The sequence below is a fragment of the Labilibacter marinus genome (assembly GCF_001659685.2).
GTDB lineage: Bacteria > Bacteroidota > Bacteroidia > Bacteroidales > Marinilabiliaceae > Saccharicrinis > Saccharicrinis marinus.
In genome coordinates this window covers 1-19,777 of record NZ_LXYE02000037.1, presented here as the reverse complement: position 1 = coordinate 19,777, position 19,777 = coordinate 1, and the positions used below count along the sequence as shown (strand labels likewise).

8 protein-coding genes are annotated in these 19,777 nt (G+C 35.9%); 1 reads left to right on the top strand and 7 read right to left on the bottom strand.

Annotation, left to right across the window (positions count from 1 at the left end):
- Positions 1 to 12: 12 nt before the first annotated feature.
- The 7 genes from A8L32_RS15510 to A8L32_RS15480 form a co-directional block, all read right to left on the bottom strand.
- The gene (locus tag A8L32_RS15510) at positions 13 to 3,228 is read right to left on the bottom strand and encodes a SusC/RagA family TonB-linked outer membrane protein (RefSeq protein ID WP_075590940.1); all 3,216 of its coding nucleotides are present in this window, start codon (positions 3,226 to 3,228) and stop codon (positions 13 to 15) included.
- A gap of 209 nt (positions 3,229 to 3,437) precedes the next feature.
- Positions 3,438 to 6,020 (bottom strand): beta-mannosidase, encoded by a 2,583-nt coding sequence (locus A8L32_RS15505; RefSeq protein WP_075590939.1) that lies wholly within the window; start codon positions 6,018 to 6,020, stop codon positions 3,438 to 3,440.
- Positions 6,021 to 6,036: 16 nt separating this feature from the next.
- On the bottom strand, positions 6,037 to 7,410 hold the full coding sequence (locus A8L32_RS15500; protein ID WP_075590938.1) for an MFS transporter: 1,374 nt from the start codon (positions 7,408 to 7,410) through the stop codon (positions 6,037 to 6,039).
- A gap of 27 nt (positions 7,411 to 7,437) precedes the next feature.
- Positions 7,438 to 8,628, bottom strand: a complete 1,191-nt coding sequence (locus A8L32_RS15495) for a glycoside hydrolase family 130 protein (protein WP_075590937.1) — start codon at positions 8,626 to 8,628, stop codon at positions 7,438 to 7,440.
- Positions 8,629 to 8,675: 47 nt separating this feature from the next.
- Positions 8,676 to 9,770: a glycoside hydrolase family 26 protein gene (locus A8L32_RS15490; protein ID WP_075590936.1), complete on the bottom strand. Its 1,095-nt coding sequence runs from the start codon at positions 9,768 to 9,770 to the stop codon at positions 8,676 to 8,678.
- A 129-nt stretch (positions 9,771 to 9,899) separates the two neighbouring features.
- Positions 9,900 to 12,335: a GH36-type glycosyl hydrolase domain-containing protein gene (locus tag A8L32_RS15485; RefSeq protein ID WP_075590935.1), complete on the bottom strand. Its 2,436-nt coding sequence runs from the start codon at positions 12,333 to 12,335 to the stop codon at positions 9,900 to 9,902.
- Between the two features lie 326 nt (positions 12,336 to 12,661).
- Entirely contained in the window at positions 12,662 to 16,744 is a 4,083-nt protein-coding gene (locus A8L32_RS15480) for a hybrid sensor histidine kinase/response regulator transcription factor (protein WP_075590934.1), read from the bottom strand.
- Positions 16,745 to 17,184: 440 nt separating this feature from the next.
- Here A8L32_RS15480 and A8L32_RS15475 point away from each other — a divergent pair, with 440 nt between their 5' ends.
- Positions 17,185 to 19,626: a T9SS type A sorting domain-containing protein gene (locus tag A8L32_RS15475; RefSeq protein WP_083631368.1), complete on the top strand. Its 2,442-nt coding sequence runs from the start codon at positions 17,185 to 17,187 to the stop codon at positions 19,624 to 19,626.
- Positions 19,627 to 19,777: the final 151 nt, after the last annotated feature.

Genomic DNA, 19,777 nt, shown 5'->3' with positions numbered 1-19,777 from the left:
CTTAACAACAATTTAGAATGAAACATTTAAACCGAAGGTAAATACTTGAGGTGCAGGATAACGTCCGTTATCTAGCCCATATACATTACCGTTAGAACTTTGCGTACTGGCTCCTACTTCTGGATCAAACCCAGTATAGTTTGTAAACGTTGCCAGATTTTCAATACTCGTATAAGCTCTAAGATTGCTTAAGTGTAACTTTTTGGCAATTCGGCTAGGAATAGTATAACCAAATGTGATGTTTTTTATTCTAATGAATGAACCATCTTCAATGTAACGATCTGAAATTCTATCGTTATCATTTGGATCAGCAGCAACAGCTCTAGGAATTTCAGTTCCTGAATTGCCTACTTTCACATTACTTACATTAGTCCACCATTCGCCGTCATAATTACCATCAATTGGTACTAATCTAGCTCTTTGCGTTACCACACCTAATTGGTTATTAAAAATACTTTTCATACTAGATAAAGTAATGGCATTATAGTTCATCACATCATTTCCATATGAACCATTAATAAAGATACTTAAATCAAAATTTTTGTACGAAAAAGTATTATTGAAACCAAAAGTAAAATCTGGCATAGGAGAACCTATATTAGTACGGTCAAAAGAGTCAATTTTACCATCTGGTTTGCCGTCAGGACCACTAATGTCCTTGTATTTTTGATCACCAACATAAGTTGTTCCCCCAAATTCAAATGTTTCTCCATCGTTTGGATATTTGTCTGGCTTAGGACTATTCTTTAAATCATCTAAATCTTGATAAATTCCATCAGTTACATATCCATAGAAACCAAATAATGGATCACCTACTTCAGTTAAAGAAACAACATCACTCCATTGTCCGTATCCTTCAATATGAGCAGATGGGGTACCATCTAAGGCAACTAATTTATTTCGATTCATTGAAATCTGGAAGTCTGTATCCCATTTAAACTCTTTTTTTAAGTTATGGGTAACCACCGTAACTTCTAACCCTCTATTTTCAATTTCACCATAGTTACCCCATGGAGCAGCTAATGCACTTGATTCATTACCTCTGGTACCCATATAAGAAGGTAACTGAAGAGGCATTAACATATCTTTAGAGGTCTTTTTGTATAAGTCTACCACAACATCTGCAAAACTATACACCGAGAAATCTAATCCAAGATTTAACTGTTCTTGTTTTTCCCATTGAATATAAGGATTGGCAATATTAGATTGGCGATAACCTGCACCTAGACCTGTATCCATTCTAGATACACTAGATCCCCACCTATATCCACCTATACTTTGATTACCAACTTGCCCCCAACCAAAGCGAACTTTTGCATTGGTTAAAACTGGTTTAGCCCAGTCCATAAATGTCTCATTGCTTAAACGCCATGATCCTGCGAATGAATGGAATCCCGCCCATCTATTTTCTGGTCCAAAATTAGAAGAGCCATCTCTACGATAAGTGTAAGTTAACATATATCGATCATCGTAGTTATAGGTCAACCTTCCGTATAGTGATGACATAGAAGAACTACCGAAGCCATAACTTATTTGTGGCTCTCCATCTCCCAAAGCAGGATTCTTGATGTCGTTACTTGGTAGGTTTGTATTATATACGCTTTGAAACTCATAGCTACTTTCCCACATTTCTTGACCAACCATTACTGTTCCCCTATGCTTACCAATATTTCTTTTATAGGTTAAGTAGTTTTTAATTTGCCAAAATGTATTTTTGTTAGTTTGAGAACGCATATTGTTTATAGGTCGCTCCCAATTACCATATTGAATAGCTGGTCTAAAAACCTCACCTTTAGAATAGTTTAAATTTAATGCCCCTTCAGTATGTAAAACCAAATCTTTTATGATGGTTGCATCAAAAAATACGGTATTTGCGAATGTACTTCTGTTTAGCAAGTTATCATCATCCATGGCCATACCAATAGCATTTGGCTGACTCGTTTGACCTTCTCTAAATACACTAGCATAAGTACCATCCATATTATAAATTGGTAAATCAGGAGTAGTTTGTAAAGCTACACGAATAATGCCTGCCTCAGAATCAGCTAAACCAAGTCTTTCCTTCGTATGAGAAAAGCTAGAATTAACCCCCATCTTAAGCCATGGTTTTAGTTGTGCATCCAAGTTACTTCTGAAAGTGAAACGTTCAAATTCAGTACCAATTACAGTACCATCCTGATCCATATATCCACCAGAAACCATGTATGTTAACTTATCACTACCACCAGATACGTTAATTTGGTGCTGCTGAATAGGAGCTATTTGAAAGATAGCTTCTTGCCAATCTGTACCATGACCTAATAATGAAGGATCAAGTAGTTCTACTCTTTGATCTCTTCCTTTCGTTTCTTCAGAAACACTATTGCTATACTCTGCAAATTCTTTCAGATTTAATATATCAATACTTGTAGCCTGACGCTGTACTCCATATGATCCTGTGTAATGAAATTTAGCATCCCCTTTTTTACCCCTTTTGGTGGTAATTAAAACAACACCGTTTGCACCTTGAGATCCATAAATAGCAGTTGCTGATGCATCTTTCAAAATTTCCATGGATAAGATGTCATTCGGGTTAATGCTGGATAAAGCAGATACCCCAGATGTTGGAGAATTACCTAATGCACCACCTAAACCTAAATCTTGTCCACCTGTATTAGTATTAGAAATTGGTACTCCATCGACTACATAAAGTGGCTCAGCACCTGCATTTACTGTACTTTGCCCACGGACGCGTACACTTACCGCACCACCTGGTTGCCCAGAAGTAGATACGGTTGTAACACCAGCTGCTCTACCTTGTAAGGCTTGATCGATATTGGCCAAACCTGCCGTTTTAAGTTTATCTGCACTTAATGAAACAGAAGCTCCAGATATGTCACTTTTTTTCATGTTACCATAACCAACCGCAACAATTTCGTCTATACCAACCGTTTCAAACTCTAAAACTACATTAAGATTTGATTGGTTTGTTACATCAATACTTTGGTCTTTAAAACCAACAAATGAGAATTGTAACACTACATTTCCCTCGGGTACATTTAAGTTAAAATTACCATCAATGTCGGAAATGGTTCCAGTACTTGTACCTTCAATCCGAATAGATACGCCAGGTAAGGGTTCCTGTGTATCATCCGTTACTGTACCTTTTACTGTTCTGTTTTGTCCCACAATAACTTGTGTTAAACAAAGCATGACAATAAAGGTAAAGAGTCGCAGATTTGTTTTCATAAAAACTGTTTTAATTAAAATAATAATATTCACTTATTGTATATTTCACACTATCTAAAATTGACAAAAAAAATCATGATTTTGATTTACTCTCTATCATGCTCTATATTTTAAGGAGGAACAAGCTTTAATTCCTCCTTATGTAGTTCAATTGGAAATTACGATAGACCAAATGTATATTGTTTAATGTTAACAAGTGTGATGATTTGTTAACGCCTTATGTACCTATAGTTAACTCTATCACTAACCACTGTATTTGTGTTACTTATAACCTTAATAACTTTTTTATCCCCTGGTAAAAGATCAAAGTAGTTATCATTTAACATCATTCCACCACGCGCATCATATAGGTATAAATTCCTTACTAAGGTATTAGGTGACACATGCAGCACATATCCATCTTCCGTTTTCTCAGATTTAATAGAAACCGTTGCTTCTTTTAAATTAAGATCTTTAGGTTGAGCAAAATAATGATATTTAGACGCCAGTTCTTTTCCATTTCTGATCACATTAATAACCATTACACAATTACTCTTATCTAATTTAGCAATTTTTTCTATGTTAAAATCACGTAATTGAGTACTTGTGTTTTTATTTATGATGATATCTTTATTTTCTTCATGTAGAATATTTCCATCAAAGTCCATCAGCTTTATTTTAAGCTCAGCAGCATTATCTTCTTGTAAATCAGAAACCACAAATAGTTTTACTTTATTTCCTTCATTTACACTACTAATCATGATCGGCTCAAAAGCCTTTTTTACTGCATAATGTGCCGCTTTCCACTGGTGATAGTAATCTGTACTGCTCCAGCTAGCCACTGGCCAACAGTCGTTAATTTGCCAGTACAAGGACCCCATACAATAAGGCATAGCTCTGCGGTGTGCCTCAACAGCCATCCTAATTCCATGCGCCTGTAATACCTGACTCATATATAAGAAATCTTCAAAATCCTTTGGCTGAGGATAATACCAACTCAGATATTCTTTAATACGTAAATTACCTATCCCACTTCTTTGGTGTGCAGCCATAACCTCTGATTCAATATCGTAATCCTCAGGCAAAGTGTAGGTTTTTACAGTTTCAAAATTGGGGAATGATTGAAAACCATATTCACTCATAAAACGCGCCTTATATTTATCAAAATCTTCAAATCGATGCAAGCCGTGCCATACGCCCCAATAATGCATATCCCCTGATTTAGTAACATCGCTGGCATGTTGATCTATTTGATAACCTGCTTGTGGAGACGATGGCCAATAATCCATCTGATCGGTATATTCTCCTACAACCAAAGGAAGAACCTCGTGAAAAATAGATTCATAAGCTTGGTGAATTTCTTCTTGCTGCTCTTTGGAATAGCGTTGTTTCCAGCCCCAGCCTCCTTCGCCAAAATGATGCCAGGCTGTATTAATTTCGTTATTCCCGCACCATAAAACGATAGATGGATGGTTACGCAACCTAACCACATTATCAATGGCTTCTTGCTGAATATTTTTAAGCATAGCATCATCGCCGGGGTACATGGAGCAGGCAAACATAAAGTCCTGCCAAACCATAATACCGTTCCTATCACATAACTCGTAGAAGTAGTTATCCTCATAAATACCTCCACCCCAAACACGTAACATATTCATGTTTGCATTAACAGCATCAGCCACTACTTTTTCGTAATCTGACTTTTTAACGCGTGGTAAAAAACTATCGTTAGGAATGTAATTAGCACCTTTTGCAAACACTCTAACCCCGTTTAGCTCAAACATAAAAGATTCACCATCTTTATCTTCTTCTCTAACTAATTTTACAGAGCGTAAACCTGTTGAAATAATTTTATTTGAAATAGCACTCCCCTGCACGACTACCTGTACATTAAAATCGTACATATTAGGAGCTCCTAAACCTTGGCTCCACCAAAGTTTAGGATTTGCTATTTCAAACGGAATTGAAACACGATTATGACCTTTTTTAAGAACTACTGTTTTGTTTGCAGCTACAGTTTGTCCTGCTGCATAGGAAATAATAACCTCTGCATTTATTAGATCTTGCGCTTCTATAAGTATATCAGCCTCTAGTTTTGCCAATGCGGCGTTTACTTCAGGCTGTTTAATGTAAACCGATTCTATATTTAGATGATTCCAACTTCTTAATTCTATGCTTCGCCAAATTCCGGAAGTAACAAATCGCGGACCCCAGTCCCAACCGTAATGATAACCAGCTTTACGGGTAAAAACCGATACCTTCTTATCTTTTAAATCTCCATTTTCAGATTGGTCGTTATTGGCAGGGTATGAATAAGGAGAAGCATCATATAATTCAAGTCCCTTTTTTATGGGCGAATGGAAATATACCTTTAAATTATTTCGCCCAACCTTTAGCTGTTTCTTCACATCAATTGTCCATTCTCTGTGCATATTAAAGGCTTCCAGAATCAGCTTGCCATTCAAGTAAACATCGGCGTAGGTATCTAAACCATTAAAATGAATTACAGTTCTATCTTTTTTTATAGTTTCCTTGCTGACCACAAAGGTGGTTTCATATACCCAATCTTTTTTATCTATCCATTGTAAATCCTTTTCATTGGTTCTGTAAAAAGGATCTTCAATTTGCTTATTGTTAAGTAAATCGGTATGTATAGTTCCAGGGACAGTGGCTTGACCTTGATGTTCCCCATCTACTTCCTGATAGCTCCAACCAGAGCTCAATTCCATTACCGTCATGTTTTCTAATTTAGATGATTGACATGATGAAAACATCAGCAAACTGCTTATAATGATTAAAACAACATTTCTCATATGATAAATTTTCAAATTATTCTTGTCTTCTAGCTTCTAAATCGGCCATTATTTTTACCATTTTTTTATCGCTTAATTGATAAAACATGATGGTTAATCCAGAGATTAATGCAGCCACTCCAGGCACATAACTCATCATATATTTTATTCCTTTAATGGTTTCTGGCGATTGTTCCACATTGGCCTGAAAACCATAAAAAGAAAGTAACCATAGTGTTATTGAACCTCCAATGGTCCACCCTAACTTTTGCGACATGCTAGATGCTGAAAAAACAAGGCCTGTAGCTCTTCTTCCTGTTTTCCATTGCGAGTAATCGGCTGCATCAGCATACATTGACCACAATAATGGAAAAATAATACCAGCACAAAAACTGATTAAAGCTTGTAGGGAATATATTAACCATATATCATCATGATTGGCATAATAAAATAAACAACTGAATATGGCTGCTAAAAACATGGCGTACATAAAAGTTTTTCGCTTACCCAAAAACTTAGATACAGGTTGAGCCATTATTACGCCTAACATATTGGTTGTTTGTCCTAAAAACAGAAAAGCAGTACTATAACTTAAGGTGGTAAAGGAAAGGGTTATGGCAGCATCATCCATCACATAGTATTTGAAATAATACAGTGCTACCCCATCACGAACGGAATTGAATATTAAGGTAGCCACTCCTGCTCCTAAAAGTATAAACCATGGAATATTACCTGCGAGATTTTTAATATCTTCCTTTAAGTTATTTTTTTGCTCTTTAGGGGGAGTGATGCGCTCTCTAGTCCATAAAAAGGTGAGAATAAAAAAGATGACTGCTATAATTCCCACAATTATCATGGTAAATTGATACGAAGAAGCTTCACTAAAACTACCTTTAAACCAATCTACCAAGGGTTGATAAATACTAACGACCAAAATGCTACCTGCAAACGCAAAAATCATTCGATAAGAAGCAAAGGAGGTTCTATCATTTGATTTTGAGGACATCACCCCGAGTAAGCTTGCATAAGGTACATTAATGGCGGTATAAGCCATCATCATTAAGGTATAGGTGACATAGGCATATATTATTTTACCAGACAAACTTAGGTTTGGTGTTGTAAACATCAACACTCCTATAATTCCAAAGGGTATGGCTATCCAAAGTAAATACGGCCTAAATTTACCCCATTTTGTATCTGTTCTATCGCAGATGATGCCCATAATAGGATCATTGGCCGTATCCCAAATACGCGTAACCAATAGCATGGTTCCTACTGCAGCAGCTGAAATTCCAAATACATCGGTATAAAAAATGGGTAAAAATATGGAAAATATCTTCCAAAACATGGATGACGCAGCATCCCCAAATCCGTAACCTATCTTTTCTTTTATAGAAACTTTATCGTTCATAAACTTGTCTGTCGAGTCTGGATTTATTTAATCCAGCAAATGCATAAATGGCTTATTACTATCTACTAATTGATTAATGGTATTTACACTCAAATGAGAATGTAACTGGTCTTGCGGTGAGTTAATACAATAATCCAATAGCTGGTCGATGCTTGTGGTAGCTACGTGCATTCGAGTATCCGACGAAGCATAATAGATAAATACCTTTCCATCTTCGTCTGCTATCCAGCCATTCGAAAATACTACGTTAGACACATCTCCAACGCGTTCTTCTTTTAAAGGAGCTATTAAATGCCCGTGTGGTTTATGGGTTACCAACCAAGGTTTTTCCAAATCAGTGATAAAAGCGTATAAAGTATATCTTAAGCCTGCTGCAGTATTGCGAACACCATGTGCCAATTGCAGCCAACCTTTATCTGTGCGAATAGGCGCTGGACCAAGACCATTTTTTACTTCGTATATTGTATGATAGGTTTTGGCATCCACAATTACTTCTTCTTTTACTTCTGGTTTCTCTATCGTTTCAGAAAGGCCAAATCCAACACCGCCTCCTTTGCCAGTATCTATAAATCCATCTTGAGGTCGTGTATAAAAAGCATATTTACCTTCAATTAAATGAGGGAATAGTACCACATTACGCTGTTGTCCTGTGGTAGAAATTAAATCGGGTAATCGTTCCCATTTCAATAAGTCTTTAGAGCGGGCAATTCCTGCTGCAGCAACAGCACTGCTTGTATCTCCACTTGCGGCATTCGGATCTTTACGTTCTGTGCAGAAAACACCATAAATCCATCCATCATCGTGTTGGGTTAAGCGCATATCATATACGTTGGTATCTAGCTCCTCTGTTTGTGGTAAAGTAATTGGTTTATCCCAAAACTTAAAACCATCTACTCCATTATCACTTTCGGCAATGGCAAAAAATGATTTTCTATCATTCCCCTCTACTCGAACCGCCAATAAATACTTACCATTTAACTTAATAGCTCCAGAATTAAAGGTGGCATTAAACCCTATTCGTTCCATTAAAAAAGGGTTGGTTTCCTCATTTAAATCGTAACGCCAGTGCAACGGAATAGATTCACGCGTAAGGATCGGATTTTTATATCTACAGTAAATTCCATTATCGCTAAACAATGCTTCATTGCTTTGTAAAAGCGTTTTCTGATGTCTTGATTTTAAAACTTGTAAGCGTTCCTCAAATATTCTATTTTTCATAGCTGACTTCTTTTTCTCAAAATGGAGTTATTGTATTCAATGAAGATTTATTGTTGCTTCTTAAAGGTGGTTAAATCGTTTAACAACCACATCTCTTCTCTTTTTAAAAACTCCTTGGCATATTTTGCTGAAGGATGTCCTGGATAAGGAAAAAAGAAATGTTTTAATGGATCATTTCTCCATACCAAAGTATAACTGATATTTTCAGCTACCTTTTTATCAGCCAACACTTTCCCCAATTTAGAGGTATACCAAGTTGAATCTGGTATATTTTCATAACCTGTTTCTGTTAAGGCAGATACCTTGCCTTTTTCGTTGGCATAATCAATAACGATATGTAATTTATCAATGGCTTCACCAACTAGACCATCCGTGTATAAATCGTAGTAATTATCCATTCCAATTACATCAACATACTCATCACCCGGATACCAAGTCAGGTATTCTTGGCGTGTATAAAAATTTCTATCGGGAGAATAAGCAACTAACATCTGATTTACGCCTTTTTCATTCCGCAGATAATCTATCGAAAACCGAAAAAGTTCCTTAAGTTCTTCTGGCGTGCAACTTTCAACACCCCACCAAAACCAAGTTCCGTCCATTTCGTGCCAAGGACGAAAAATAAAAGGTACCTTAATTCCTTCTTCGGTAACCACACTGTTCAAGAAATTAGCCAAGGCATCTAAATCTTTTTTAAAGGCCTCGTGATGACTTCCACCAGGAATAATTTTATCGACTACTTTATTATCGGTATTCCATGAATCAACTCTATCTACTACAGAAAATGGATGCCAACTAAAAGTGTTTATGCCTCCCTGGTGGTAGGCCTTAATGGCGTACTTTCTAATGTTATCAAAAGAAACCGTATCTAAATTGGCTACGACACCTTTTTCAATACCGCCTAGCTCCCATCCAAATACAGCAGGATAGTCGCCCGTAACACGTTTAACGTCGGAATTTCCTTCAACATCATTCCAGGTGTAACCATAAGCATAGGTGTCCTGATGGCCAAAAAGAATTCCATGCCCCTTAACCGAGAGTAGCGTTTCAAACAGTTTTTCCTTTTCACTTTTTACCTGTTCAGGAGCCGAACAACTTAGTGTTAATGTTAATATTAAAAACGACCATAAATATGCCTTCATCGTAATTGTCTTTTTTTAGTTCATTTAAATTAGTTGATTTCTATTTATTTAGCCAGAGCAATAAACATATGCTACATTGCTTGTAAACATTTGAACCAACAACTTCTTTTATCCGTACAAAACGAGCCTTTAAAAAAGGGTAGCTTCTACCATGTGCTCTTTTCCTTCAGCTTGTAACGGAATCACATTTCCTTCAACTAACATTCCATTTACCTTCAAGGCTTTTAGTCCTTTGCCTTTAGTCCCGTTAATAATTTGAATTTTATATGTAGCACCACGAAACTTTCTAGTAAACTCATATTCACCTATCGATTGTGGTAAACAAGGATCTACAATTAACCCGTTATAATCAGGACGAATTCCAAGAATGTATTGTGTAATGGCATAAAAGTTCCAAGAGGCAGTTCCAGTTAACCAGGAATTTTTAGCTTCACCAGGAATATATGCATCCTTACCTGCAATCATCTGTGCATATACGTAGGGCTCAGTTCTGTGCAAATCACTGATCTCTTCGAGGTAAGCAGGAGCTATCTTTTTATAATATTCCCAGGCTTCTTCTCCTCTACCAAGCAAAGTTTCTCCAATCATAATCCAAGGGTTATTATGGCAGAATATACCTGCATTTTCCTTATACCCTTTAGGATAGGTTGAAATCTCCCCATATTCTATCATATACTTCGTAAAAGCTGGATTATTCAACACAATACCGTAATCGCAATCTAAACGTTCTTTTACTGAGTTTAATGCTTTCTCACAATAACCTTCTTCTTTACCTATTTCGGCCATGGTACACCAACCCTGCGATTCAATGAATATTTTTCCTTCTTCATTCTCGTAAGACCCTACTTTATTTCCGTAATAATCATAGGCGCGTAAAAACCATTCTCCATCCCATCCTTTTTCTTTCACGGCAGTTACCATATGGTCTACCTCGGCTTGCGCTCTATTCGCTTCCTCAGTTTTGCCTAACTGTTTGCAAAGTTGAATGTAATCTCTTCCGTAAACCACAAACAAACCAGCAATCATTAAAGACTCAGCCTTAGAACCATCTGTATTATTTTCAGTGGTCTGGAATGATTCGTTGGGATCCTTTGAAAAGCAGTTCAGGTTAAGACAATCATTCCAATCGGCACGACCAATTAAAGGCAGTCCATTGGGACCTAAATTATTTATCACATGATTAAAAGAGATAGTCAAGTGCTCGAACAACGTTTTGGCCACGCTTTCATCATTATCAAAAGGAACCATTTCATCCAAAATAGAAAAATCACCTGTTTCTTTAATGTAGCTAACGGTTCCTAGTATGAGCCAAAGTGTGTCGTCATTAAAACCACCGCCAATGGCATCATTTCCCCTTTTAGTTAAGGGTTGATATTGATGATAACATCCTCCATCAGGAAATTGTGTGGACGCAATATCGATAATCCGTTCTCGGGCACGCTCTGGCACTTGATGTACAAAGCCAATTAAATCTTGATTGCTATCACGGAATCCCATACCTCGGCCGATACCAACCTCAAAGAAAGAAGCAGAACGCGACATATTAAATGTGACCATGCATTGGTATTGATTCCAGATGTTCACCATTCGATTGAGCTTATCATCCTTGCTTTTTATGTTGATAACGCCCAATAATTCTTCCCAATATTCTTTAAGGTTACTTAGCGCTGCTTCTACTTTTTCAACCGTATTGAATTTTTCCTGAATAGCTATAGCGGGCTTTTTATTAATAACGCCTTTGCTCTCCCACTTTTCATCCTCAGGATTTTCTATATATCCCAATACAAAGATTAAATCTTTCGATTCTCCGGGTTTTAATTCTACCTCGATATAATGCGATGCAATGGGTGACCAACCGTGCGCTTCTGAATTTTGAGGAGCGCCATTCAATACGGCTTGTGGCCCCGACAACTCATTGTACAATCCCACAAAGCTTTCTCTATTGGTATCATATCCATTTATAGGTGAGTTTACACTATAAAAAGCATAGTGATTGCGACGTTCTTTATATTCGGTTTTATGAAATATAGTTGAACCTTCAACCTCCACTTCGCCTGTATTTAAATTACGTTGAAGATTGTTTTGGTCGTCTTCGGCGTTCCATAAACACCATTCCATAAACGAAAAGAATTTTAACTTTTTAGTTTTACTTCCTTCGTTGCTTAACTTAACATGATGTACTTCGGCCCATGTTTTTAACGGAATGAAAAAAGTACTTTCTGCTTTTATTCCATTTTTAACGCCTGTTATCTTTGAATAGCTTAAGCCATGGCGACATTCATATTTATCCAATGGTGTTTTTACAGGCTTCCATCCAGGACTCCAAACGGTATCTTCATCTTTTATATAAAAATAACGCCCCCCATTATCCATTGGGATGTTATTGTATCGATAACGCGTTAATCTTCTAAACTTAGCATCCTTATAAAAAGCGTATCCTCCAGCAGTATTGGATACCAATCCGAAAAAGTCCTCATTGCCCAAATAATTAATCCAAGGAAAAGGCGTTTCAGGATTAGTAATAACGTATTCTTTATTTAAATCATCAAAATGTCCGTATTTCATTTTTCTTTTGCTTGATATGATTGACCCAATTGTTAATACAAATGTAAAGAGTGCCATTTGTACACAGGTGTATAGGATGTTTCTGAAGGGTACTTAAATGTTTCCAATATCATTAAGTACATGAATAGTGACTATTTGGTGCAGTAATAGAAGTGCTGGAATTTCTTATTTTCAGTATACTACATTACCTCTTCACTAATCAGTGGTTGATAGTGAAGAAGTAATATGGAATGCGAAGTATATATTTCTCGAACAACTGTTACGAAGGATTATCCGAGATGGAGCAAAAAGCACAAATTAAAAGGTAGGTTAAACCCTATTTAAAACTAAGCTTTTGCTTCAGTTGCCTTGGCCTTTACATAAGCGGTTGGCAACATGCCATACTCTTCTTTAAAGTATTTACTAAAGTAGCGCGGACTATTAAACCCTACTTGATAGGCTACTTCAGCTATGTTCATTTGGCTTTTCTCTAACAACTGAGCACCGCGTTTTAGGCGTATGATGCGCATAAATTCAATAGGAGATTTACCCGTAATAGCGGTCAGTTTTTTATACAAATAAACGCGACTCATACCCAACTCTTTACTTAAATCTTCTACACTAAAACCAGCCTCGGCAATATTTTCTTCCACAATGGCAACGGCTTTTTTAATCAGTTTTTCATCCATCGAGGTTATTTGTACTTCGCTCGGACTAATATCTACCGTCTTTTGAAACTGCTTCTGCATCTTGCTTCTTTTCTGCAGTAGATTATTCACCCTCAGCATAAGTAAGTCCATATTAAATGGCTTGGTGATATAATCATCTGCGCCAATCTCTAGTCCTTTAATCTTGTCTTCGTCAGCGGTACGTGCAGTCAACAATATAATTGGAATATGAGAGGTGCGAATATCCTTACGTAACATTTGGCATAATTCAAGCCCATCAACATTGGGCATCATCACATCACTAATTATTAAATCGGGTAATACATTATGCACCGAATCGTAGCCTATTTGACCATCAGCAGCTTCATGAATAATGAATTTATCCTGCAACGTTTCCTTCATAAACGACCTAAAATCTAAGTTATCTTCTACTAGTAGAATAGTGGATTTTTCTTTTTTCTCTTCTTCGTTAACTTCAGGTTCTAGCTCCTCTACTTCATCCAATATTTCTTCCTCTATAACCGCTTCTTCAATAACTTCAACAGGCAAGCATACTTTAAAAGAGGTTCCTTTACCCATAGTGCTATCTACACTAATGGTTCCATTATGAAGCTGAATCATTTCACGGGTTAAGTTTAAACCAATACCACTACCCGAATAACCCATCTTTTTATTGTTATCCGATTGAAAGAAACGCTCAAATATTTTATCTACATCCTCTTTTTTAATACCTATCCCCGTGTCCGACACCGAAATATGAATTAAATCTTTTGCTTCATCTACATTTAAGACAATAGTAACCTTTCCATTTTCTGGTGTAAACTTTAACGCATTGGATAACAAGTTCATCATTACTTTATGAAGCTTATCACTATCAAAGCTGAGCATAAACTCATTTACTTCATGATGAAAATCAAAATCAATATTTTTCTTACTAAAAGCATCTTCAAAGTCCTTCATCACCTTTTGTAAAAAGACGACAATATTACCAAACGAGGGATTATAACGCATTCCATGAAGTTCTAGTTTTCTGAAATCGAGTAGTTGATTAACAAGCCCCAATAAATTACGCGCGTTACGATCTATTACTTCCAACAATTTTTTATTCCCTGGCGATTCTGTTTGCTCCAGCAACTTATGAAGCGGTGTTAGTATTAAAGTAAGCGGCGTTCTGAACTCATGACTTACATTAGTCAGGAAGCGTAATTTCATTTCGTCCATTTCATGATTCTGTTTAGCTAGCAAACGCTCCTGTTCTATGGCAAACTTCATTCGTTCTTTACGAACCATCATATATCTATAATATATCACCAAGCCAATGATAATCAGACCATAAATGATAAAAGCCCATTTTGTAGCAAATAACGGAGGTAGAATAATAATCTTTAATTCTGCATATTCTTTATTCCAAATGCCATCATTATTGGCCGCTTTAACTTTTAACGCATATTCTCCTGCATCTAAGTTGGTATATGAAATTTTAGGTTGCTTATTATCTAACAATAGCCACTCATCATTAAAGCCTTCAAGTTTATACTGATATTGAATTTTATCAGGAATAAAGAAGTTAAGCGCCGAAAAAGATACTGAAAAGATATTCATGGCATGCTTAAGCTCAACCTCCTCTGTTAAAGAAATAGATTTATCCAAAAGCTGTACATTCTTGACCTTAGCTTCGGGAAAAATACTTTGGTAATATACCTGCAAATCGGTGAAAACCACCTTAGGTAACACATTGTTAGAACGTATATTTTTGGATTTAAAAATATTAAACCCGTTCACTCCTCCAAATATCAATTCATTATTATTTGTTTTGTAACAGGCATTGGGATTGAATTCATTCGATTGCAAACCATCCTCTTCGGTAAAATGTGAAAACTCAAAACCATACGCTTCATCACCTTTAGATTTACTAACAACAATCTGACTTAATCCAGTAGATTTACTCACCCAAATAGTTTGAAATTCATCTTCTACAATACCATTCATAATATCCTCTGGCAAACCATCCTTACTATTGAACTGTTTTAAAAAAGAAGTCATTGGGTCAATCACTATTAAACCTTCATTTGTAGCAATCCAATATAAACCACGTGAATCTTCATAAACTGCATTACACGATTTATTATTAGATTCGTAACTATCTAAACCTACTATATTTTTATAACGCTTTTCCTTCGTATCGTACAAAAATGCACCAAAAGCACTACCAATTAAAACATTCCCGTCGGATAAAATATGTAAATCAGCTACATGATTGGTAGGTACATCTATCTTACCTTGATTAACAGGTTTATAAAACGAATCATTAACAGCGTTATACTTTTCTATTCCTCCTCCATTTGTACTAATCCATATATTTTGTTCTTCATCCTCTACAATAGACCAAATATTATTATGACTTAACCCTTGTGCTGATTGAGTTTTAAACTGATATCGCTTAAAATATTTTCCATCAAAACGATTTACTCCTCCTGCATAAGTCCCAATCCACAATTCTTCATTATGGTCGATTAAAAGAGCCATCACCACATTACTACTTAATGAATTAAGATCATCTTTTCTGTGCTTATAGGTCGTATATTTATGTTCCTTTCGGTTGTAATAAATTAAACCTCCTCCGTTGGTTCCTATCCATAAATTACCTTTTTTATCCTCAGAAAAGCAGTTAACATCACTAAAAGGAAGACTTTTATCATCGGATGATAGATTTCGGTAATGCGGAAATTTGTGTATGCTTTCGTGGTAGTAACTAACCCCACTTTTATTGGTTGCTGCCCAAATAATGTTATTGTCATCCATATACAAATCCGTTACAGAATTATCTGCGATACTTTTAGGATTTTCGGATTGATGATAGATATGGCTTACCTGACCTGAGTACTTGTTAATAATATTTATACCTCCGTGGTCTGTAGCCACCCAGATTAGGCCTTTATCATCTTGAATGATTTTATAAATGATATTATTTGACAAACGAATTTTACCTGCATTTTGCGAATAGTTGTACCAATCGTGTGTTAATGCGTTAAAATGATAAACGCCATTATTATTCCCATAGAACCAGATATCATTTTCCTTATCCACATACAAAGCAGGCGTAAAACTGCCACCTTCCAGCTTACCCACTAAAAAATCATCTTTAAATTTTAATCGATAGGTAGAGTCATAACACTCTATTGTACCATCCGAGAATAAATAGTAATAATTACCATTGACATGCTTAAAATCCACGGTTTCTATGCCAGGCTCTTTTTTATAGGGAAATAAATCTTCCGTGGTATTTTCTTTTTCATTTACTTTATTATAATACGCGTGTTGATGTCTCTTTATCCACATATTAGAACCTTCATCTTTATATACTTTTTCTATATATGGCAAACCAGCTTTTAGTCCAAGATATTCATTTATATATCTTATAAAACGTTCCTTAGTTACGTCGAATACAAAATGACCTATGCTGGAATGAATCAATAAATTACCTTTGCGATCTTCGGTAATATTTAAAATGTAATTATCAAATATAGAAGTTGAATCAGAGGAATCGTGTTTGTAGTTTACAAAACCAGAGCCATCGTAACGACTTAAGCCTGCCTTTGTACCAAACCATATAAAACCCCTTGAATCTTTATGAATACATACAACCCTATCGTTTACCAGTCCATCCACATTATTCACTTGTAAAAATGAATATTGCTTTTGTGCTGACACAACACTTAAAAAGCCAATAGAAACAAGAAGTATTATTAATATTCTCTTCATAAATTTGATAATTGAATTTAAAAATAGATAATTAATTCAAAGATATAAGCACTTGTATACTTCTATATTAATTGCTGATAATAATAACTGCTAAAATGTTAACAAATATGTTTGTTTTGATGCTTTATGATGTATAAAATGATTCTATCAACAAAGACTCCATCTACGATTCTACAATTTAAGTTCATAAACAATCATAAGGCATTATAATCATACATCTATTGAGTTAACACGTTAAAGGTTACACCTACATGTAAAGTTTGTATAGTTGTATAATACAAGCACAAGGTGGGTAATAAAAAAAAACCCACCTTAATATTGTATTTAATACATGGCAATATTATAACTGATCAGCTAAAATTGCGTATTGTAATTATATAAAACATGCCCAAAAGGTATAATCATAATCAGGTTCAATAAGTTTATTTAATTTATATCATATGCAAAATTCTACTAATCGAATTAGTCTCATGTTACTTTTTGCTTGCTTTGTAGTTAGCATAAATGCACAGCAGACACACCATGTGTATTCAACCGATATTCCGTGGAGTGACACAACTCCAAGTGAAGAAGCTGGAAAAATGTATTCTATAACAGATGCCATTGCCGCAGCTAGTTCTGGAGATATCATCCTGGTACATGAAGGTATTTACCGAGAAAAGATTGTGGTAAATAAAAACAATCTGCAAATTAAAAGCTTTGAAAACGATTACGTATTGGTTTCTGGTGCCGAAATAGTGGATGGCTGGACTGAAGCTACAGGTATGCACGAAGGGGTTCAAGTGGCCGATATTTCAGGTTTTGATATTGAAACAGACTATACTCAGTTATTTGCCGATGGAAATAGTCAGATGATGGCTCGTCACCCCAACAATAAAACAGGTGACATGATGGATCCGATGAATATTAAAAGTGGTTATGCACCTTTGAGTAATGTTCATAAAGATGCTGGCGAAAATGCGACAGGAAGAGCGACTCTTGACGATACAACATTGCCAAATGTGGATTTAACAGGCGGAATTTTTCGTGGATTAACAGGCAAAATGCGCCAGTATGTGTACGGAAATATTACCAGCTCTTATGGCAATACAGTGTCGTTTAATGCTATGAACAATGGTGAGTGGAAAGCCGAAGCAGGTTTTAATAATACCAAGCACAAATTTAGTTGGGGTTTTGTTATGCATAAAAACCTGATTGACTATCCGGGCGAATGGTATGCTGATGGTGATGAGCTGTATTACTTACCTCTTAATAAAGAAACATTTGAAGATACTCGAATTGAAATTCAGGTAAGAGAAAGAGTATTGGTTCTTAATAATACGTCGGGAGTTACTATCAAAGGAATTCATTTTGTAGCTGGAAACATGGATATACAAAATGCAACTGGGGCAACTATAGAAAGTGGTAGTATTCGTTATGTACACCCTTTATGGATTCCTAAAGGCTATGGACAGGGTGATAGTGATCCTAAAGGAATTTATCTAAGAAATAGCTCAAACAATACATTTAAAGACTTACATGTAGCTCACTCGTGGGGTAATATGTTTTCAGTAAGAGATGGAGAGGGTAATAGTTTCCAAAACTGTATTATTGAAGATTTTGGTTGGGTTGGTATTTTTACTTCGGGTGTACATATTAACACCAGCGATAAAACCAACATTAACAACTGTACCTTTGGTGATGCCTGTCGATTCCAGATTAGAATTGATGGTAATGATGCACAGGTAAATATTATGGATTGTGATTTTTACGGTTCCATGAAACTGGGTGAAGATGCGGGTCCTATAGAAGCTACCAGTACGGGTAAAATAGGAACTATTAATCTAAAAGATAGTGAAATTGCCTATAATAAAGTACACGATGTGGTAGGTGTTCCCGTTTCTAGTTTTAATTATAAAAGGGTTAAAGCTACTGCATTTTATATGGAAGATGTGGAGAACTATACAGCGCATCATAACTTGATTTATAATATTAAACATACCGTAGAGCATGATTTTGAAATTGAGCCTGTGGGTGAGTTTTTGTATTTAGGACCACGTTATAACGCCATGCACCACCCTGTAAACTATTATAACAACACCATTTGGAATGTGGATGAAAACATTGGTATTTGGAACATTGCCATTGCCAATTGGCAAGAATTAGGTCTGGCCGAATCGGAGAATACTGGTATGATGGATGATGGGCATTTTGCCAATAATATTTTTATGAATGGACCTGGTTATAAATTATCGTATACTACACAAAAAATAACCAGCACTGGAGGCAAAGTTTCGTGGGAAGATTCTCCCGCTGGTTCTAGTATTACTACACACGATTTTAATGCCTATGTAAACCACAGTGCTAACTGGGGGTATCATTTTAATCCTGAAAACAACCAGTTCTTTGATTTTGCTGCTGCTGGTACACATTTTGAAGATGCAGCCAATGGCGACTTTACCTTAAAAGCGGGTTCTGCAGCTAAGGGTGCGGGTGCAGAGTTAACGGGTTATACAAGTTCTACTACACCAGATTGTGGAGCATTAGAAGGTAGTGATAGAGTTTTAAATGCTGGTGCAACTATATCCATACCTGACTATAAAGAGGTAAGCGAAATTATTCCGGATGATGACAGTGCAGTAAATCCAATTATTAGAGATAATACAGTTATTTTTCCTAATCCTGTTTCGGATGTTTTGTATGTTAAAAACAGCATGGTTGATTTTAATGCCCATGCACTTAGCATCTATACCGTATCTGGAAAAAAGGTAAGCAATCCTAATTTAATTCAACGTGCAGGTGAAGCATTACAGGTAGATGTTAGTCACTTACCTACAGGAATGTATTTTGCTCGTATTGAAGACGAAGGTGAAGCTTATCACTTTAAGTTTATTAAGAAGTAAGATAGAGTAATAGAAGAATAGTTTTTAGGTCATTAGTAAATAGAAACTAAAAGGATATTACAACTCCCCCATGATTTATTTCGTGCGGGAGTTTTTTTGATGAAAATTCTATGCCTATAAAATTAAATCCTTTAGGCATAGGATTTTTATT